This is a genomic window from Stenotrophomonas sp. NRRL B-14846 (genome assembly GCF_050473585.1).
In the GTDB taxonomy this organism is placed as follows: domain Bacteria; phylum Pseudomonadota; class Gammaproteobacteria; order Xanthomonadales; family Xanthomonadaceae; genus Stenotrophomonas.
Genome location: NZ_JBFLUN010000022.1, coordinates 3,744,983 through 3,762,156, shown reverse-complemented (window position 1 = coordinate 3,762,156; position 17,174 = coordinate 3,744,983). Strand labels below are relative to the sequence as shown.

General features: G+C 67.6%; 16 protein-coding genes. 8 read left to right on the top strand and 8 right to left on the bottom strand.

The features are described 5' to 3' along the window. Nucleotides 1–109 precede the first annotated feature (109 nt). Nucleotides 110–556, top strand: coding sequence for a universal stress protein (locus AB1281_RS19530; protein WP_005411629.1), 447 nt, complete (start codon nt 110–112; stop codon nt 554–556). Between the two features lie 260 nt (nt 557–816). Here AB1281_RS19530 and AB1281_RS19525 read toward each other — a convergent pair whose 3' ends face one another. Further along, nucleotides 817–1,101 (bottom strand): DUF2782 domain-containing protein, encoded by a 285-nt coding sequence (locus AB1281_RS19525; RefSeq protein WP_014038952.1) that lies wholly within the window; start codon nt 1,099–1,101, stop codon nt 817–819. 98 nt (nt 1,102–1,199) lie between these two features. Here AB1281_RS19525 and polA point away from each other — a divergent pair, with 98 nt between their 5' ends. Both polA and AB1281_RS19515 read left to right on the top strand, forming a co-directional pair. Then, entirely contained in the window at nt 1,200–3,974 is a 2,775-nt protein-coding gene (polA, locus tag AB1281_RS19520; RefSeq protein ID WP_430346750.1) for a DNA polymerase I, read from the top strand. A 371-nt stretch (nt 3,975–4,345) separates the two neighbouring features. After that, nucleotides 4,346–4,825 carry a DUF421 domain-containing protein gene (locus AB1281_RS19515; RefSeq protein WP_430346749.1) on the top strand — a complete coding sequence of 160 codons (480 nt, stop codon included), beginning with the start codon at nt 4,346–4,348 and terminating at the stop codon, nt 4,823–4,825. A 77-nt stretch (nt 4,826–4,902) separates the two neighbouring features. Here AB1281_RS19515 and AB1281_RS19510 read toward each other — a convergent pair whose 3' ends face one another. From AB1281_RS19510 to AB1281_RS19480, 7 genes are all read right to left on the bottom strand, one after another. Continuing rightward, entirely contained in the window at nt 4,903–6,423 is a 1,521-nt protein-coding gene (locus AB1281_RS19510; protein WP_430346748.1) for a hypothetical protein, read from the bottom strand. A 98-nt stretch (nt 6,424–6,521) separates the two neighbouring features. Continuing rightward, nucleotides 6,522–7,418, bottom strand: a complete 897-nt coding sequence (gene hemF, locus AB1281_RS19505) for an oxygen-dependent coproporphyrinogen oxidase (protein ID WP_430346747.1) — start codon at nt 7,416–7,418, stop codon at nt 6,522–6,524. Between the two features lie 54 nt (nt 7,419–7,472). Continuing rightward, the gene (locus tag AB1281_RS19500; protein WP_430346746.1) at nt 7,473–9,089 is read right to left on the bottom strand and encodes a hypothetical protein; all 1,617 of its coding nucleotides are present in this window, start codon (nt 9,087–9,089) and stop codon (nt 7,473–7,475) included. Nucleotides 9,090–9,126: 37 nt separating this feature from the next. After that, complete coding sequence (locus AB1281_RS19495) at nt 9,127–10,248, bottom strand: hypothetical protein (RefSeq protein ID WP_430346745.1); 1,122 nt, start codon at nt 10,246–10,248, stop codon at nt 9,127–9,129. A gap of 35 nt (nt 10,249–10,283) precedes the next feature. Further along, nucleotides 10,284–10,844, bottom strand: a complete 561-nt coding sequence (locus AB1281_RS19490) for a hypothetical protein (protein WP_101766306.1) — start codon at nt 10,842–10,844, stop codon at nt 10,284–10,286. A 30-nt stretch (nt 10,845–10,874) separates the two neighbouring features. Further along, nucleotides 10,875–11,294 carry an NUDIX hydrolase gene (locus AB1281_RS19485; RefSeq protein ID WP_430346744.1) on the bottom strand — a complete coding sequence of 140 codons (420 nt, stop codon included), beginning with the start codon at nt 11,292–11,294 and terminating at the stop codon, nt 10,875–10,877. Beyond that, nucleotides 11,291–13,660, bottom strand: a complete 2,370-nt coding sequence (locus AB1281_RS19480; RefSeq protein WP_430346743.1) for a prolyl oligopeptidase family serine peptidase — start codon at nt 13,658–13,660, stop codon at nt 11,291–11,293. Before AB1281_RS19480 ends, AB1281_RS19485 begins: the two co-directional genes overlap by 4 nt. A 161-nt stretch (nt 13,661–13,821) precedes the next feature. On the opposite strand from AB1281_RS19480, the gene AB1281_RS19475 reads away from it, so the two are divergent. From AB1281_RS19475 to AB1281_RS19455, 5 genes are all read left to right on the top strand, one after another. Then, on the top strand, nt 13,822–14,274 hold the full coding sequence (locus tag AB1281_RS19475; RefSeq protein ID WP_075675847.1) for a hypothetical protein: 453 nt from the start codon (nt 13,822–13,824) through the stop codon (nt 14,272–14,274). Nucleotides 14,275–14,344: 70 nt separating this feature from the next. Beyond that, nucleotides 14,345–14,674 (top strand): hypothetical protein, encoded by a 330-nt coding sequence (locus tag AB1281_RS19470; RefSeq protein WP_005414880.1) that lies wholly within the window; start codon nt 14,345–14,347, stop codon nt 14,672–14,674. Nucleotides 14,675–14,711: 37 nt separating this feature from the next. Continuing rightward, entirely contained in the window at nt 14,712–15,365 is a 654-nt protein-coding gene (locus AB1281_RS19465; RefSeq protein WP_430346742.1) for an RNA polymerase sigma factor, read from the top strand. Next, on the top strand, nt 15,362–15,577 hold the full coding sequence (locus AB1281_RS19460; RefSeq protein WP_430346741.1) for a hypothetical protein: 216 nt from the start codon (nt 15,362–15,364) through the stop codon (nt 15,575–15,577). The genes AB1281_RS19465 and AB1281_RS19460 overlap by 4 nt, the downstream gene beginning before the upstream one ends. Nucleotides 15,578–15,776: 199 nt before the next feature. Continuing rightward, complete coding sequence (locus AB1281_RS19455) at nt 15,777–17,174, top strand: cytochrome ubiquinol oxidase subunit I (protein ID WP_119006928.1); 1,398 nt, start codon at nt 15,777–15,779, stop codon at nt 17,172–17,174.

Below are 17,174 nucleotides of genomic sequence, written 5' to 3'. Positions count from 1 at the left end.
GCGCACACGCCGCTGCGCGGCGCCGGATTGATCCTGCTCAAGGCGCGGCCTGCACATCCGGTGTGCAATGGTGTTGTTCCCATCTGGCAGACCGCCACGGAGCCCCACCATGTACAAGCGCATCCTGATTGCCACTGACGGGTCCGAGCTGGCCGACAAGGGCCTGGCCAAGGGCCTGGAGCTGGCCAAGGACCTCAATGCCGAGGTCGATATCGTCACTGTTTCCGAGCCGTGGGCCGTCGGCATGTACGACGCCATGGGCTGGAGCGTGGGCTACATGAACAGCCCCGAGTACAAGGCCGACCGCGAGGAAGGCGCACAGAAAGTGCTGCAGCCGGCGCTGGCCAAGGCCGCCGAGCAGGGCATCACCGCCAACCCTGTGCATGTGCTGGACCGCTACGCCGCCGACGGCATCATCGAGACAGCAGGGGAGCGCAACAGCGACCTGATCGTGATGACCTCGCACGGCCGCCGTGGCGTGACCCGCGTGCTGCTGGGCAGCCAGACCGCCGAAGTGCTGGCGCGCAGCACCCTGCCGGTACTGGTCATCCGCTGATCCACACCCGTTGATTCAAGCGTTCCCGGGGAGGGGACCCGACGCCGGCCGCAGGATGCGCGCCGGCGTTGTTTTTTTGGGGGATCGGGAGGGTCATATCCACGCATGGCGTGGATCTACTGATAGGCGGTCACCCACGCATGACGTGGATCCACGTTCGTTGTCCCGGTAGATCCACGCCATGCGTGGATGGGCCGTGCCGATCGCCTTGAGGGGGTCAGAGCCCTTTCCTGTGGAAAGGGATCCGACCCCCGGTCACATCACCAGCTGTACAGCTTCCAGTACACCGGCGACACGCCGTCCTTGTCGTTGTCCATGCGGCCGTCGCCGTTCTTGTCGTACATGTAGAACGGGGCACCGCGCGACGGGGTCACCTTGACCATGCGCAGCTGGCCGGACACGCGGTATTCCTCGATGGTGTCACCGTTGTCCATGGTGCGCTTGGACACATCCGCGCCCTTGACGTCCACCGGGGGAGCGCCCGCGCCACCCATGCTGGCGCAGCCAGCGAGCAGGAGCAGGGAAGCCAGCATCAGGGTCTTCATCGGCGGGGGCCTTTGCCTGGAAAGAGCCCTGATTATGCCCCATCGCGGTGTACGGGCCGTGTCGCCGCGATGCAGGCACGGGCGCGTAGAATCGACCCATGAGCAGATTAGTCCTGATCGACGGGTCCAGTTACCTGTACCGCGCGTTCCACGCGCTGCCGCCCCTGTCCAATGCACAGGGTGAACCCACCGGCGCGCTGTTCGGCGTGGTCAACATGCTGCGCTCGACGCTGAAGGAGCGCCCGGCCTACGTGGCGTTCGTGGTCGACGCGCCGGGCAAGACCTTCCGTGACGACCTGTACGAGCAGTACAAGGCCAACCGCCCGCCGATGCCCGATGAGCTGCGCAGCCAGGTCGAGCCGATGTGCCGCATCGTCGAGGCGCTGGGCATCAGCATCCTGCGCATCCCCGGCGTGGAAGCCGACGATGTGATCGGCACGCTGGCCCTGCAGGGCGTGGCGCAGGACCTGAAGGTGACCATTTCCACCGGCGACAAGGACTTCGCCCAGCTGGTGCGCCCGGGCATCGAGCTGGTCAACACCATGACCGGCAGCCGCATGGATTCGGACGCGGCGGTGATGGAGAAGTTCGGCGTGCGCGCCGACCAGATCATCGACCTGCTGGCGCTGATGGGCGACACCGTCGACAACGTGCCGGGCGTGGAGAAGTGCGGGCCGAAGACCGCTGCCAAGTGGCTGGCCGAGTACCAGCACCTGGACGGGGTGATGGCGGCCGCGCCGACCATGAAGGGCAAGATCGGCGAGAACCTGCGCGCCGCGCTGGAGCGCCTGCCGCTGAACCGCGAGCTGGTGACCATCCGCACCGACGTGGAGCTGGACGCCAGCCCGACCACGCTGGCCCTGCGCGAGCAGGACGTGCCGGCGCTGACCGAGCTGTATACGCGCTACGGCTTTACCCAGGCGCTGAAGGAACTGGGTGCGCCGCTGCCGGCGCCGGCTACCGCCAGCGAGGCCACGCCGAGCCTGCGCGGCACCGCCGCCGGCTTCGCCCGTGGCAGTGCCGAGGCACCGGCCGCCGGCACGCTGGATCCGGCGCTGGCCGCACCGGGTGAATACGAGACCGTGCTGACCAGCGCGCAGCTGCAGGCCTGGGTCGAGCGCCTGCAGCAGGCCGATCTGATCAGCTTCGATACCGAAACCGATGCGCTGGACGCGATGCGCGCGCGCCTGGTCGGTGTCAGCCTGGCGGTCGAGCCGGGCAAGGCCGCCTACATTCCTGTCGGCCACGATTACCCGGGTGCGCCGGCCCAGCTGCCGATGCAGCAGGTGCTGGATGCGCTACGCCCGGTGCTGCAGGACCCGGCGAAGAAGAAGCTGGGCCAGCACGGCAAGTACGACCTGCATGTGCTGCGCCGCCACGGCGTGGACGTGCAGGGCTACCACGACGACACCATGCTCGAGAGCTTCGTGCTCAATTCCACCGCCACCCGCCACGACATGGATTCGCTGGCCCTGCGTTACCTGGGCTACAGCACCATCAAGTTCGAGGACGTGGCCGGCAAGGGCGCCAAGCAGATTCCGTTCTCGCAGGTGGGCATCGACGAAGCCAGCCGCTATGCGGCCGAGGACGCCGACGTCACCCTGCGCCTGCACCACGCGCTGCAGCCGCAGCTGCTGGCCGAGCCGGCGCTGGACAGCGTGTACCGCGACATCGAGATGCCGCTGGTGCCGGTGCTGACCACGATCGAAGCCAACGGCGTGCGGATCGACACCGACGAACTGCGCCGACAGAGCCAGGACCTGTCCTCGCGCATGCTGGCCGCACAGCAGAAGGCCACCGAGCTGGCCGGCCGCAGCTTCAACCTGGATTCACCCAAGCAGCTGCAGGCGGTGCTGTTCGACGAGCTGAAGCTGCCGGCGGTGGTGAAGACCCCGAAGGGCCAGCCCAGCACCAATGAAGAGGCACTGGAGGCGATTGCCGACCAGCACGAGCTGCCGCGGGTGATCCTGGACTACCGGGGCCTGGCCAAGCTGCGCAGCACCTACACCGACAAGCTGCCGGAGATGGTCAACCCGGACACCGGCCGGGTGCATACCAGCTACCACCAGTCCGGTGCCGCCACCGGCCGCCTGTCCTCGTCGGACCCGAACCTGCAGAACATCCCGATCCGCACCGAGGACGGCCGCCGCATCCGCCGCGCGTTCATCGCCCCGGAGGGCTTCCAGCTGCTGGCGGCCGACTATTCGCAGATCGAGCTGCGGATCATGGCCCACCTGTCCGAGGACCCGGGCCTGGTGCGTGCCTTCGAGCAGGGCGCCGACGTGCACCGTGCCACCGCTGCCGAGGTGTTCGGGCGCACGCTGGAGGAGGTGACCCCGAACGAGCGCCGTGCCGCCAAGGCCATCAACTTCGGCCTGATGTACGGCATGAGCGCCTTCGGCCTGGCCCGCAACCTGGGCATCGACCGTGGCCAGGCGCAGGACTACGTGGCGCTGTACTTCAGCCGCTACCCGGGCGTGCGCGACTTCATGGAGCGGATGCGCCAGCAGGCCCGTGACCAGGGCTACGTGGAAACCCTGTTCGGCCGTCGCCTGTACCTGAACGACATCCACGCCCGCAACCAGGGCCTGCGTGCCGGTGCTGAACGCGCGGCGATCAACGCGCCGATGCAGGGCACCGCTGCCGACATCATCAAGCGCGCGATGGTGGACGTGGACCAGTGGCTGCGTGACAGCGGGGCGCCGGCGCGGATGATCCTGCAGGTGCACGATGAACTGGTGTTCGAAACCGAAAGCAGTTTCGTGGAAGACTTGCGTTTGCAGGTGGTGGAGCGCATGTCGCAAGCGGCCAAACTGCGGGTGCCGCTGGTGGTTGATACCGGCGTCGGCAACAACTGGGACGAAGCGCATTGACCACGTTTTCAAGCCGAAAACGACGTGAACCTATTCATTCATCAGATGTTTCTGACTCGATCATGAATGTTGCCCCGATTGAAATTCATTAAATGGGGCCCCTTCACGAACCGTTAGTGTTCGGAGTGCTTCTATAACTCCCGACAGGCGCAATGCCTGTTGTGGATCTCTCCCATCCCCTGGAGCAGATCTCGGAACGGGGACTCCTCCCCAAGTGCCCGTTCCCCGGCCCCGTTGACCTCCCCCTGGTCAGCGGGGCTTTTTATTTGTGCCGCCACAACCTCGGATGGGGTCAGATCCCTTTGCCCGTCGGGCAAAGGGATCTGACCCCAGGTGCTAGGCTGGGCCACTGTCCAGCAGGGGAACGCGCAATGCCCGATCTGTTCGCACTGGCGATGCCGTGGTGGGAGTTCATCCTGCGCGCGGTGGTGGTGTATGTCGTGGTGCTGGGCATGGTCCGGCTGAGCGGCAAGCGCCCGCTGGGGCAGATCACCCCGTTCGACGTACTGCTGGTGGTGCTGCTGGGCAATGCGGTGCAGAACGCGCTGCTGGGCACCGACACCTCACTGGGCGGCGGCCTGCTGCTGGCCGCAACCCTGATCCTGCTCAACTACGGGGTGGGCTGGGTGAGTACCCGCAGCCGGAGGGTCGAGCGCCTGGTGGAGGGAGAACCGGTGGTGATCGCACGCGATGGGCGCCTGTTCGACGCCGTGCTGCGCCGCGAACAGGTCACCCGCTCGGATGTCGAAGCCGCCATGCGCCAGCAGGGCTGCCTGGGCGTGGAGGATGTCGAGCTGGCCCTGCTGGAGATCAACGGGCACATCACCATCATTCCCAGGAAGAGCGCCTGACCTTGTAGCGCCGAGCCCATGCCTGGCTGCCTTGCGTCCGGAGCCGGGCATGCGCCCGGCGCTACAGGTGCCGGGCGTCAGGGAGCGGCTTCAGCCTTCAGTGCCGGCCAGTTGCGGGTGGCGTCCACATCGCAGGCCACATGCGTGCCCTTGCCGTCCTTCGCGCAGATCGCCGCCATGGCCTGCGGCACCTTCGGGTCCGCCGTGTGCGCATACACCGCGGCCAGTGCCAGGCAACCTTCGCGTACGCCCGCACTGCACAGGGTCTCGAAATAGGGCTGCGACGCGGCCCATTGTTCGTCCTTGAACAGCGCTTCGCCGGCCACCTTGCAGCCCAGCAGCTTGCCATCGGTGCAGCAGGCCTTGGCGCCGTCCTTGCGGCCCAGGGTCGGGCAGTCCAGCGGCAGCGGGATCTCCACGAAGGCCACCGGCGGCTTGCAGCTGGCCCCGCCGGCAGAGGGCTTGCGCTGGTAGTAGGCGAAGCGGTTGCCGCTGTCGATTCCGATCAGGTTGCCGTTCTGCAGCGCCTGCAGCACAAAGTCGCTGCCGACGTCGCGGCGGATCAGGATGCGCCCGCCTTCCAGGCTGGCGCGCAGGCGCTGGCTGCGGCCCTCGACATCGACCACGCCGCCATCGAGGAAGTTCAGCTGCGAGAGCACGCTGTGCTCGGCTTCGTAGCGGCCGCAGGGCAGGGTGATGGCCGGCACCGGTGCCAGCGCCGTGGCCGGCATCGTGTCCAGCACCGCGAGACGTCTGGCGGTCTCGCACTCGGACGCCTCCGCGCGCTGTGCGCAGGCCAGCTGCACCGCGTCGCGGGCCTGCAGCGTGCGCCCGGCACTCCACAGTACATCGGCGACCTTGCTGCAGAACGTCTCACCGTGCTGCTGCCGGCACAGCGCAGACAGTTCATCGAGCTGCGCGGCCGGCAGCAGTGGCGCCATCGCGTGTTCCAGCCCGAACACCAGCTTGCCCATCTGCTCCCAGGCCACCACTGAGGCCATCGCCTCGCATCCTTCTGCGTCGAACGATGGGGAATCTTCCTTGCAGAGTTCAGGCATCGGTGGCTCTGCCCGCGCGGCCTTCGGGGCCGCGTCCTTGGCCTGCTGCTGGTAGGTTTCCAGCAACTGCACGCAGGCTGCGCCCACGCCTTCGGCGCACCAGGCGTGCAGCTTCGGCGGCGCGGCCTCGGGCAACGCCTCCAGGCAGTCGGAGGTATTCATCACGCAGCCGCCCTCGATCGGTTCCGGCATCGCCTTGCAGGCCGCGGAGCGCTGGCGGGTGAACTCGCCATAGGGCGTGACGATGTTGCGGTCGTCGTTCTCGAAGAACCAGTTTTCCAGGCGGCCGGTGCTCAGGTTGCCGGTGCCGAGCACCTCCTGCTCGCGGGCCACGCGCAGTTCTTCGGTCGCCTGGTAGGGACCGGACAGGTATCCGTGGCCCTCGCTCTCGAGGGTCAGCGTGGTGGTGCCGCTGCTGTTGGTGTAGGTACCACAGGCCATTGACTGCGCCGCTGCCGGCAGCGCGGCTGAGGCCAGTGCAAGCAACAGCAGGGAGCGCCAGCCCGCAGCGCGGGGACGGAAGGAAACAGCGACAGGCATTGGGGGATCATCCTTGAAGGAGGCAGAGCAGGACCTGTCCGGTGCTGGACGCACTACAGGCGGTGAAGGCGCCACGCGTCAGGCGTGGCGTCGGAAGATCAGAGCCAGTCGCGCGGCACCAGGTAGTCGGCCAGGCGCGCCTCGGCGCTGCCGGCCTCCGGGCTGAAGCCGTATTCCCATCGCACCCGCGGCGGCAGGCTCATCAGGATGCTTTCGCTGCGGCCACCGCTCTGCAGCCCGAACAGGGTGCCGCGGTCGTAGACCAGGTTGAATTCCACGTAGCGGCCGCGACGGTACAGCTGGAACTCGCGTTCGCGCTCGCCATGGGCGGTGTCCTTGCGCTGCTGCACGATCGGCAGGTAGGCGTCGAGGAAGCCATCGCCGACCGCGCGCAGGTAATCGAAATCGCGTTCGAAGTCGCCGTGCAGGTCGTCGAAGAACAGGCCACCGACGCCGCGCGTTTCATTGCGATGGCGCAGGAAGAAATACTCATCGCACCAGCGCTTGTGCGCGGCGTAGCGTTCGTCGCCGAAGGGTGTGCACAGGTCGCGTGCGACCCGGTGCCAGTGCTGCACGTCGTCGTCGAACGGATAGAACGGGGTCAGGTCGAAGCCACCACCGAACCAGCTGGCCACCACTTCGCCGTCGCGCTGCGCCTGGAAGAAGCGCACGTTGGCATGGGTGGTCGGCACATAGGGGTTGAGTGGGTGGAACACCAGCGACACGCCGGTAGCGCGCCAGGAGGCGCCGGCCAGTTCCGGGCGGTTGGCCGAGGCCGACGGCGGCAGGCGGCTGCCGGCCACGTCGGAGAAGCCGATGCCGGCCTGCTCGAACACCGCGCCATCGCGCAGCACGCGGGTACGCCCGCCACCGCCCTCGGCACGCTGCCACAGGTCTTCCTGGAAGCGGGCCTGGCCATCGACGGCCTCGATCGCCGCACAGATGCGGTCCTGCAGGTCGGTGAGGTAGGCGCGCACGCGCTCGAATTCGTTCATGGCGCGTACTTTACCGCAGGGCCCGCCCGACGCAGCGGACAGGCCCTGGCGGGCTCAGCGCTTGCGGTTGGAATTGCGCGGCGCCGGAGCGTCGTCCACGGCCGCCTCGTCAACCGCCTTCTGCAGGGCACCACCCAGCGTGATCAGCTCCCAGTTCTGGGTTCCGAGCACGTCGCAGGCCACATGCAGGCCGCTGCGGTCGGCCTTGCACAGCTGCTCCAGGGTTGCCCGTGCGTCCACATCCGCACCGTTGCCCTGAGCGGTGACCAGGTTCTCGCAGCCCTCGCGGACGCCAGCGCGGCAGACCGTGGTGTAGTGCTCGGCGGCCTGCAGCCAGTTCCCGGACAGCGCAAGGCGGTTGCCGAGAATGTTGCAGCCCTGCAGCTTGCCCTGGGCACAGCAGGCTTCGGCACCGCCCTCGTTGGCCAGTGCCAGCGGGCAATCCTGCGGCAGTGGCAGCACCTTGAACTGCTTCGGTGCACTGCAGCGGGTCGGGCCCTCGCCGGTGGGACGGAACACCTGGAAGCGGGTCCAGTTATCCAGCCCCAGCAACTGCCCGCCCGGCAGCGGGCGCAGCACGAAGTCACCGTCCCTGTCGTGATGGATGCGGATGTCGCCATCTTCGACACGCGCGCGAAGATGGCTGCTCCAGCCAACGCCAACCAGGCCGGCATCGCCGAAGTCCAGCGTGTCCATCAGGCCGCCGTCGGCCCGGTAGTTGCCGCAGGGCAAGGCCGTTGCCGGTTGCGGCTGCAACGATGCGCCCACCGCCTGCAACGCCGGCAGGCGTTCGCAGGTGGCGGTGTCATTGCCAGGTGTGCAGGCCGCAGCCAGCGCTTGCACTGCCTGCAGGGGATCTCCCGCCTCCCAGGACAGCTCAGCTACGCGGGTGCAGAAGCCGCCATGCGGTACCTCGCGGCACAGCCGCAACAACTGTTGCCGCCGCTCGACCGGAATGATCACCGGCACGGTCGGCGCCGTCATCGTCACCATGGCTTCGGTCATGGCTGCCGTCATCGCGGCCTTGACCAGCTGCTCCTGCACTGCCGGGTCGGCCTCGAGTGCGGCGGCACACGCCGGGGTTCCCTGTTCGAAGCCGCCGTTGTTGCAGGCGGCGGGGAGTTTGATGCCGGACAGGGCGGCGTCGAGCGCTGCCTTTGCCAGAGACGGATCGGCCTCGACCGTGGGTTTGGCCTCCTCATGCCAACGATCAGCCAGTTGCAGGCACATGCCAGGCACGCCTTCCCGGCACCCTGCTTCCAACGCGGTCGGGGTCGCTTCGCGACGGTTGTCCAGGCACGCCGCCGCATCAGCCAGGCAGCTGCCTTCAGCCGGCGTGGCTGCTGCGGCGCACTGTGCGGGAGCCTGCAGGAGGTAGACCGTGCCATCCACCTCGACCGTGCGGCCACGATCGCGCACCTGCAGCGCGCTGGGCAGGCCGTACTCCAGGTTCACCAGTTGCAGCTTCCCGTCGATCTGCTGGAACACGACCGGAGACGGTGCACTGCCGAAGTGCTTCTGTTCGCCGCGGTTCGGTGAACTGATGCGCAGCGTACCGCTGCCTTCGTCGGCCTTGAACAGGCCGCATTGCGGTGACTGTGCGGCGGCCGTCGGCACGGCCAGCAGCAAGGCCCAGGCCAGCCAGCGGCGGCGCGGTTCGGGTGAATGCATGTCGTCTCCTTGACGATCGAACGGAAAGCGCCAGGCGCTACTGCAAACCACGGCCTTCACGCGGGGGCGAGCATTGTGCCGTGCCGAGCACCGGCTGGTAGCGCTGGTAACCGGTCTGCGTATCCATGCCGAGCAGGTCGCCGTTGCCCAGCTGGCGCAGCACCAACGTTTCGCCGTTCTGCTGCAGGTGGACCGCACCTTCCTGCAGGCGGCCCCGTGTGCCATCACCGAAGTCGAGCATGTCGACCTGGCCACCATCGGCCTGGTAGCGGCCACACGGCAGCTGCTGGAGCGGAACCAGGCGTAGATCGGCACCGAGTCCACGCAATGGCGCGGTGTGTTCGCAGGCACTGACGCGGCCGCCATCGCAGGTGACCTGCAGGGCCTGTACCGCCAGCGCCGGTTGCAGTGCTTTCAATTGTTGTTCGGCTACTTCGACGCAGAAGCGGCCACCACGGTGTTGCAGGCAAAGCTGCTGCAGCTGTTGCAGTGCCGCCAGGGGCAACGGCGGTCCCTCCGGTGCCTTCTCGGTCCGTTCCAGGCGCTGATCAACCCGTCGCATGGCGGCAGCCAGATCATCGTCGGTCAGCGCTTCGCAGGCCAGAGGATCGTGGGTGGGGGCGTGCTCGCGGCAGGCTGGCGGGCGCTCGAAGCGCGCACTGCCGGCGCCATTGGTCGCTGCCGCGGTGTTGCTTTCGAGCCTCTGCTGCAGCAGCGCCGAGCAACCGGCGCCCACACCCTCGTCGCAGGCGCGCCGGGCCTGGCCGGGCGAGGCCGTTGGCAGCTGCACCATGCAGTAGCTGCCAGCAGCGCGGCAGCTGCCGGCCACAGCGCTGGGTTCGGCAGCGCAGGCCCTTGGCTGGCGCAGGGTATAGACCACGAGCGCGTCGTCCTCGATGCGCCGCCCATCGGCGCTGATCCGGATCGGCTCCGCCACGCCATCGTCGAGCATGACCAGGCGGGTCTGCGCCGCACTGCGATCAACCCACAGCGGCTCCGGCTCACCGATGCCGTTGTGGCGGTAGCCGCTGCTGGGGCTGGTGAACACCAGTGCCATGCCGTCATCGAGGCTGCGATACTCGCCACAGCGCAGCGCATCGGCGCTGGCAGGCAGCGCGGCGAACAGCAACAGGGCAGGGAAAAGAGTCAGCAAGCGCATGCGACGGTCCTTGTCGAGCGGGAATCGGATAGGGCTCACTGGAAGCGGGAGCGGATGTCCGGCCGCAGCAGGCGCCAGGCCAGCCAGCCCTGCAGGCCGAGGAACAGGATGGAGGTGCCGACCACGATGAAGGTGACCATCCAGCGCCGTGGCTGCAGCTCCTGCTGCAGGGCCGGGTCATCGGCCAGCAGCGCGATGAGATCGCGCATGCAGGCATCCAGCCACCAGGCGATCGCGAAGTTGGCCAGGGCACCCAGCAACAACAGCGCCACGAAGCTCCACAGGCCCCAGCGGCGTTCGCGCAGCAGGCCCCAGCTTGCTGCGGTCGAGACCAGGCAGACCAGCGCGGTGATCATCGAGGCGGCCACCGGGTGGGCCAGCAGCCAGGTGACGCTGTGCATCCGGTGGGCCTGCGCCATTCCGGCCAGTGACTGCCACAGCGCGGTGCCGTGCAGTGGCCACAACAGCAGTGCCTGCAGCACGAAGTAGAGCGTCAGCAGCAGGCACAGCCAGAACGAAGCCTGCGCCATCGGCCGCACCCAGGCATGAGTGGCGGGAGCGGCGGGCGTGGGAAGCGGCGGGAGCGGCACTGACATCCGATGTCCTTGCAGTCGGCGCCCGCCTGCTCAGCGGGCCGTCACCCGGGTGGCGACCGCCGGCAGGATATGGTGTTCGCTCAAGGGTGCCAAGGGCAGGCCATGCGGCGGTTGCAGTGGAACCCAGGCCAGTTCGGCGATCTCGGCGCGTGCCTGTGGCCTGCCGTCCACCTGCACCCACCAGGCCTGCGCCTGCACGCGGTGGCCGGGCTCATTCACTGCCCAGTCCTCGAATGTACCCAGCGCGATGGCCGAAGCGGTGCGCAGCTGCACGCCCAGTTCCTCGTCCAGTTCGCGGGCCAGCGCCTGCAGCGGTGCTTCGCCGGGTTCGGGCTTGCCACCGGGCTGGATGAAGCGGCGGGCGCCGTGCTTGCGCACCAGCAGCGCCCGGCCGCGGTCATCCAGGATGACCGCGGCCACGATCCGTATCGTGGCCGCGGCGTTGCTCACTTCAGGTTCTGCTCGAACAGCTTGAGGATGCGCTTGTACTGGTCCAGCCAGGAATCGGCGCGGACGTAGCCGTGGCGCTCCAGCGGGTACGGTGCGATCGACCAGTTGTCCTTGTGCAGTTCGATCAGGCGCTGGGTGAGGTGCACCGAGTCCTGGAAGAACACGTTGTCATCCATCATGCCGTGGGCGATCAGCAGGTTGTCCTGCAGGTTCTGCGCGTACTCGATCGGCGAGGACACGCGGTACGCCTCCGGATCGATGTCCGGGGTGTTGAGGATGTTGCTGGTGTAGCCGTGGTTGTAGTTGTGCCAGTCGACCACCGGGCGCAGCGCGGCGCCGGCCTTGAACGTGCCCGGTGCACGGAACAGCGCCATGAAGGTCATGAAGCCGCCGTAGGAACCGCCGTAGATGCCGGCGTGGTCACGGTCGCCCTGCTGGGTGTCGACCAGCCAGTCCAGGCCGTCCTTGTAGTCTTCCAGTTCCGGGTGGCCCATGTTGCGGTAGATGGCCGTGCGCCAGTCGCGGCCGTAGCCCTCGCTGCCGCGGTAGTCCATGTCCAGCACGATGTAGCCCTTCTCCACCAGCAGGTTGTGGAACATCTGCTCGCGGAAATAGGCCGGGTAGCGCTGGTGCACGTTCTGCAGGTAGCCGGCGCCGTGCACGAACATCACGATCGGGTACTTCCTGCCCGGTTCCTTGTTTTCCGGTTCGTAGTACTTGGCCCAGACCACGCCGGCGCCATGCTTGGACGGCACTGCCACCAGCTTCGGCTGGATCCACTCACGCGCCTTGTAATCGGCGGTGCGGGTATCGGTCAGCACGCGTGCCTGGCCACCGGTGCTGGGCAGCACCGCCAGCTGCGGCGGCAGGTAGGCACCGGAGTAGCGCACCAGCAGCTGCTGGCCGTCCGGCGACAGCGAGAAGTCTTCCACGCCGTTGAGGCTGGTCAGCTCGCGCACCTGGCGGTTGCCGGTGTCGACCGCGCAGACTTCGTAGTCATGCGGCGCCTGCTGGTTGCACAGGAAGTAGAAGCCCTTGCCATCGGCCGACGGCACCGGCGCCGAGGTTTCCCATTTGCCGCTGGTCAGCGCCTGCGGCTTGGCGGTGCCGGCCTGGGTGTACAGGTGCGAGAAGCCCGATTCCTCGGACAGCAGCCACAGCGTGCGGCCATCGGCCATCCAGCCGAAATCGTTGAAGCCCCAGTTGATCCAGGCGTTGTCGGTCAGGCGGTGGCGGTTCTGCACGCGGCCGTCGGCGGCGTTGACGCTGATGATCCAGCGGTCCTTGTTGTCGTTGGCACGCAGCATCACCGCGGCCTGCTGGCCGTCGGCGCTCCAGCGGATGCCGCCGCCCATGAAGTCGCTCATCACCTGCACGCTGCGCTCGCCCTTCAGCGCATCCTTGCCGGCCTTGCGGCGCAGCTCGGCCAGCGGGTCGGTGCTGATGCCCGGCAAGCCGGACAGCGAGATCTTCTCGGCCTTGCCGGTGCGCACGTCCACGTACCACAGGGTGTGCGGTTCGAAGCCGTTGCGGCCGACGCGGGTGCGGGTGTCCTCGGTCTCCTCGTAACCCGATTCGGTCACGTACAGCGGCATCTTGCTGGTGCGGCCGTCGTCGAAGTCCTTCGGCTTGGTCACCACGATCAGGTGGGTCAGGTCGGGCGACAGCACGCTGTCACCGATCTCGACGTCGGCGCCCAGGTACACCGGGCCCGGCGCACGGGTCGGGTCGGCCTGGCGCCAGCGCTGGTCCTGGTCCTTCAGTGCCTCGCGCTGGTCGCGGTCGCGGCGCAGGGTTTCCAGCGTGCGCAGCTGCTGGTCGCGCAGCACGTCGGCCTTCGGCGGCGTGCGCGGATCCTTGTCGGCCTTCAGGCTGGCCACCTGCTGCACACCGCTGGCAGCGGTCCAGTGGAACCAGTTCTGGCCAACGCGCCAGATCACGCCATTGTCGGCAGCGAAGTTCACGTTGCCCGCGCGCTCGTTGCTGCGGGTCAGCTGGGTCAGCGCGCCGCTGCGCAGGTCGCGCACGAACACGTCGCCATTGCGGACGAAAGCGCTGCGGCTGCGGCTGCGGTCGTAGACCGGCTCGGCCACGTCCAGGGTGCCACGCTGGTCATCGGCCACCTGTGCGGCCACGCCACCGGCCACCGGCTGGCGGAAGGTATCGCGCACCGGGCTGCCGTTGCGCTTGAGCTGGTATTCCACCTGCTGGCTGTTCCACGACCACCAAGCCTTCTCGACCGGCGGACCGATCCAGTCCGGGTCGGCCATGGCCTGTTCGATGGTGATCGGCGTCGGCGCGGCATGCGCAGCCGGTGCGGCCAGCACGGCCGACAGCATGAGGGACAGGGGCAGCACTCGGGACATGGGCGGACGGCACCAGAAGAGGAAACCGGGCAAGCGTAGCAGCCGCAAGGACCCGGGGCAGGGGCCACAGGTCATGGCAGCGGAATCGGCAAAATGGCCCCGCCCGGGTCGCTGCTGCGGCGTGTGCGGCATGATGGCCATTCCGTTCGGATGGAACCGATATGTACTGCTACGACTACAGGATCTCTCTGGGCGTGCAGCACCCCACAGAGGCCGGCGCCGGGATTGCCGCCCGGCTGGATCTGGAACCCGCGTTCTCCCGAGATGTCGGGACCGGATATAGGGATCGCGACGGCACCCTGATCAGGGTGCATACCGCGACCCGCGTGGTGTTCGTACTGGAGAGGGGCAAGGACGGCTGGCTGATGGATGCCTGGCCGGCGTTGATCGATCGCCTGCGGGCACGCGCCGACGTGATCAGGGAACTGCTGCAGGAGGGGGCCGGGATCGGCCTGCGTGTCGGCATCTTTGGAAAGACCGCATGGGCGGGTTTTGTGCTGGATCAGCAGCTGCTGCGACTCATGGCGGACCTGCAGCTGGATTTTCAGGTGGAGACCTATTTCCCGGACCCGGTGGATACGCCCGGCACCAGCGACGAGGTGGCAGACACCTAGTGCAACCGGTGGCCGGCCTCGCGCATCCATTCTCCTGAACCCGCATCATCCACCGAACAGGAGCCCGACCATGCAGGAACTGATCCCGATCACCCTCTTCATCTGCATCGCCTACGCGATCCATGCCATTGCCGATGCGCGCGCGCGCAGCAAGCTGGTGGCCCCGCACGTGCCGGAGGAAGTGATCCGCTCGTTGGCCGTGCTGGAAGAAGAGCGCCGCCGCCAGGGCGCGCTGCGCTGGGGCATCAGCCTGGTCTGCCTGGCCCTGGCCATGGCCCTACTGGAAGCCATCGGTGCCCGTGACCTGACCTTCGGCGCCGCCGCCGCGCTGGTCGGCAGTGCTGGCCTGGGCCAGCTGCTGGCCTGGCACTTCACCCGCCCCGCCGCACGCAAGGGCTGAGCCGGCGCATGCCACGGGCACAGGGGGCGCCCCGCAGATGAGCTTGCTCGGCGAAGCATTGTCGGCACTGCGGGGCCGTCGCCGCCACGATGCATCAGCGGCGGCACCGCCCGCCGAGCCGCTGGACGCGGACCAGGCCCTGGTGCGGGCCATCATCGATGGTTCGCAGGCGGCGTTTTCGCAGCTGGTGGAGACCCACCAGCGCACCTGCGCGCATGTGATCGGACGCATGGTCGGCGACCGCGACCAGGTCGCCGACCTGCTGCAGGAGACCTTCCTGGCCGTGTTCCGCCAGCTGCACCGGTTCCGCTTCGAATCCTCGCTGCGTACCTGGGTTTCGCGGGTGGCCTACACCACCGCGCTGCAGCACCTGCGCCGGCGGCGGCTGGAGGCGCAATGGATGGTGGCGGTGGAGGTGCCGGAAGAACTTGGCATCGGTGATGAGGGGCCGGGCCCGGCCGAGTTGAGCGAGGCGCTGCAGGCCGGGCGCCAGCTCGGCGCGGCGCTGGAGCGACTGAGCGCACCGCAGCGCCTGATCGTCGGCCTGCATTACCTGGAGGATTTCGATCTGGCCGAGATCGAACAGGTGACCGGGCTGGCACGCGGTACCATCAAGAGCCACCTGCACCGCGCGCGCCAGGTCCTGAAGCAGGAACTGACGCGGCATGCCACCGCCGGAGAGCTGCTGTGAACCCACCGACCGACCCTCGCGATGCGGAAGCGCGCGCGCTGGCACAGGCGTTGCGTGAGCAAGCGCAGCAGGAAGACACGCCGGATGTAAGCGAGGCGCTGCAGAAGCGCATTACCGCTGAGTCGCGCGACGGTGGCGTGGGCTATGTGGTGGTGCAGGTGCTGTTGTTTGGCGCGCTGCTGGCTGCCGCAGCCTGGTACTTCTGGAACTGAGGCGCCCTCCGGGTGGTGGGCCTGGTAGATGCCGACCTTGGTCGGCGTCTGGGCCTGTGTGCCAACCAAGGTTGGCAGCTACCAGAACGGTTGATCCCTGCGACAAAGTGAAGCAGCGCGTCACCCGGTCGCATCCCACCTTAACGAAATCCTCCTAAAGTGGTCCGGTATCCCACCGGTCGCAGGCAGGAGGCGTCCCTTGGACGCGTTGTTGTTGTCCCGGATCCAGTTCGGATTCGTCATCAGTTTCCACGTGCTGTTCCCTGCCTTCACCATCGGCACGGCCAGCTGGCTGGCCTTCATCGAATGGCGCTGGCTGCGCACGAAGCTGCCCGTGTGGCGCGAGCTGTATTTCTTCTGGCAGAAGATCTTCGCGGTGTCGTTCGGCATGGGCGTGGTCAGCGGCATCGTCATGGCCTTCCAGTTCGGTACCAACTGGCCGCGGCTGAGCGAGGTGGCCGGCACGGTCATCGGCCCGCTGCTGACCTATGAAGTGCTGACCGCGTTCTTCCTGGAAGCCAGCTTCCTCGGCGTGATGATGTTCGGCTGGGGCCGGGTTTCGCCGCGCCTGCATTTCCTGTCCACCTGCATGGTGGCGCTGGGCACGCTGTTCTCCACGTTCTGGATCCTGTCGTCGAACAGCTGGCTGCATACGCCGGCCGGCTACGAGATGGTCAACGGCATCGTGCATCCGGTGGACTGGTGGCAGGTGGTGTTCAACCCCTCGTTCCCGTACCGCTTGGCGCACATGGCGCTGGGCTCGTTCATCACTACCTGTTTCGTGATTGGTGGCGTGGGCGCGTGGTACCTGCGCAAGGGCACGCACGTCGAAGCGGGCCGGCGCATGCTGATCGCTGCCGTTGCATTCGCGGCATTGACCGTGCCGGTGCAGATCTTCGTCGGCGACATGCATGGCCTGAACACGCTCAAGCATCAGCCGATGAAGATCGCGGCGATGGAAGCACACTGGCATGAAACCAGGGAAGGCGAGGGCGTGCCGCTGGTGGTGTTCGCGCTGCCCAACGAGAAGGAAGAGCGCAACGATTTCGAAGTGGCCATCCCGAAGCTGGGCAGCGTGATCCTCACCCACTCGCTGGATGGCACCTTCGATCCGCTCACCTCGGTACCGGCCAGCGAGCGGCCGCCTGTGACGCCGGTTTTCTTCGCCTTCCGCATCATGGTCGGGCTGGGCACGCTGATGCTGTTGCTGGCCTGGGTCTCGGCCTTCCAGCTGTGGCGCAGGAGGCTGCTGGATTCACCGTGGCTGCTGCGGGGCTGGAACTGGATGCTGCCGAGTGGCTTCATCGCGCTGCTGTCCGGTTGGTTCGTCACCGAGATGGGGCGCCAGCCGTGGGTGGTGTACGGCGTGCTGCGCACCGCCGATGCGGTCGGCCCGCAGAGCGCGTGGATGACCGCGCTGTCGCTGGGCGTCTACGTGGTCGGCTACGCCTTCGTGTTCGGCTGGGGCATCTGGTACCTGGTGAAGATCCTGCGCCACGGGCCGCAGCCGTATGCCGAGGGGCCGTCGCTGGACCATGGCAGCCACACTCCGGCACGCCCGCTGTCGGCGGCCGACGAACCGCTGGAGGACCGCTGA

Bases quoted from the DNA above. Each gene is read 5' to 3' on its own strand.
- AB1281_RS19530 (WP_005411629.1), top strand. From the start codon at position 110: ATGTACAAGCGCATCCTGATTGCCACTGACGGGTCCGAGCTGGCCGAC.
- AB1281_RS19525 (WP_014038952.1), bottom strand. From the start codon at position 1,101: ATGAAGACCCTGATGCTGGCTTCCCTGCTCCTGCTCGCTGGCTGCGCC.
- polA (WP_430346750.1), top strand. From the start codon at position 1,200: ATGAGCAGATTAGTCCTGATCGACGGGTCCAGTTACCTGTACCGCGCG.
- AB1281_RS19515 (WP_430346749.1), top strand. From the start codon at position 4,346: ATGCCCGATCTGTTCGCACTGGCGATGCCGTGGTGGGAGTTCATCCTG.
- AB1281_RS19510 (WP_430346748.1), bottom strand. From the start codon at position 6,423: ATGCCTGTCGCTGTTTCCTTCCGTCCCCGCGCTGCGGGCTGGCGCTCC.
- hemF (WP_430346747.1), bottom strand. From the start codon at position 7,418: ATGAACGAATTCGAGCGCGTGCGCGCCTACCTCACCGACCTGCAGGAC.
- AB1281_RS19500 (WP_430346746.1), bottom strand. From the start codon at position 9,089: ATGCATTCACCCGAACCGCGCCGCCGCTGGCTGGCCTGGGCCTTGCTG.
- AB1281_RS19495 (WP_430346745.1), bottom strand. From the start codon at position 10,248: ATGCGCTTGCTGACTCTTTTCCCTGCCCTGTTGCTGTTCGCCGCGCTG.
- AB1281_RS19490 (WP_101766306.1), bottom strand. From the start codon at position 10,844: ATGTCAGTGCCGCTCCCGCCGCTTCCCACGCCCGCCGCTCCCGCCACT.
- AB1281_RS19480 (WP_430346743.1), bottom strand. From the start codon at position 13,660: ATGTCCCGAGTGCTGCCCCTGTCCCTCATGCTGTCGGCCGTGCTGGCC.
- AB1281_RS19475 (WP_075675847.1), top strand. From the start codon at position 13,822: ATGTACTGCTACGACTACAGGATCTCTCTGGGCGTGCAGCACCCCACA.
- AB1281_RS19470 (WP_005414880.1), top strand. From the start codon at position 14,345: ATGCAGGAACTGATCCCGATCACCCTCTTCATCTGCATCGCCTACGCG.
- AB1281_RS19465 (WP_430346742.1), top strand. From the start codon at position 14,712: ATGAGCTTGCTCGGCGAAGCATTGTCGGCACTGCGGGGCCGTCGCCGC.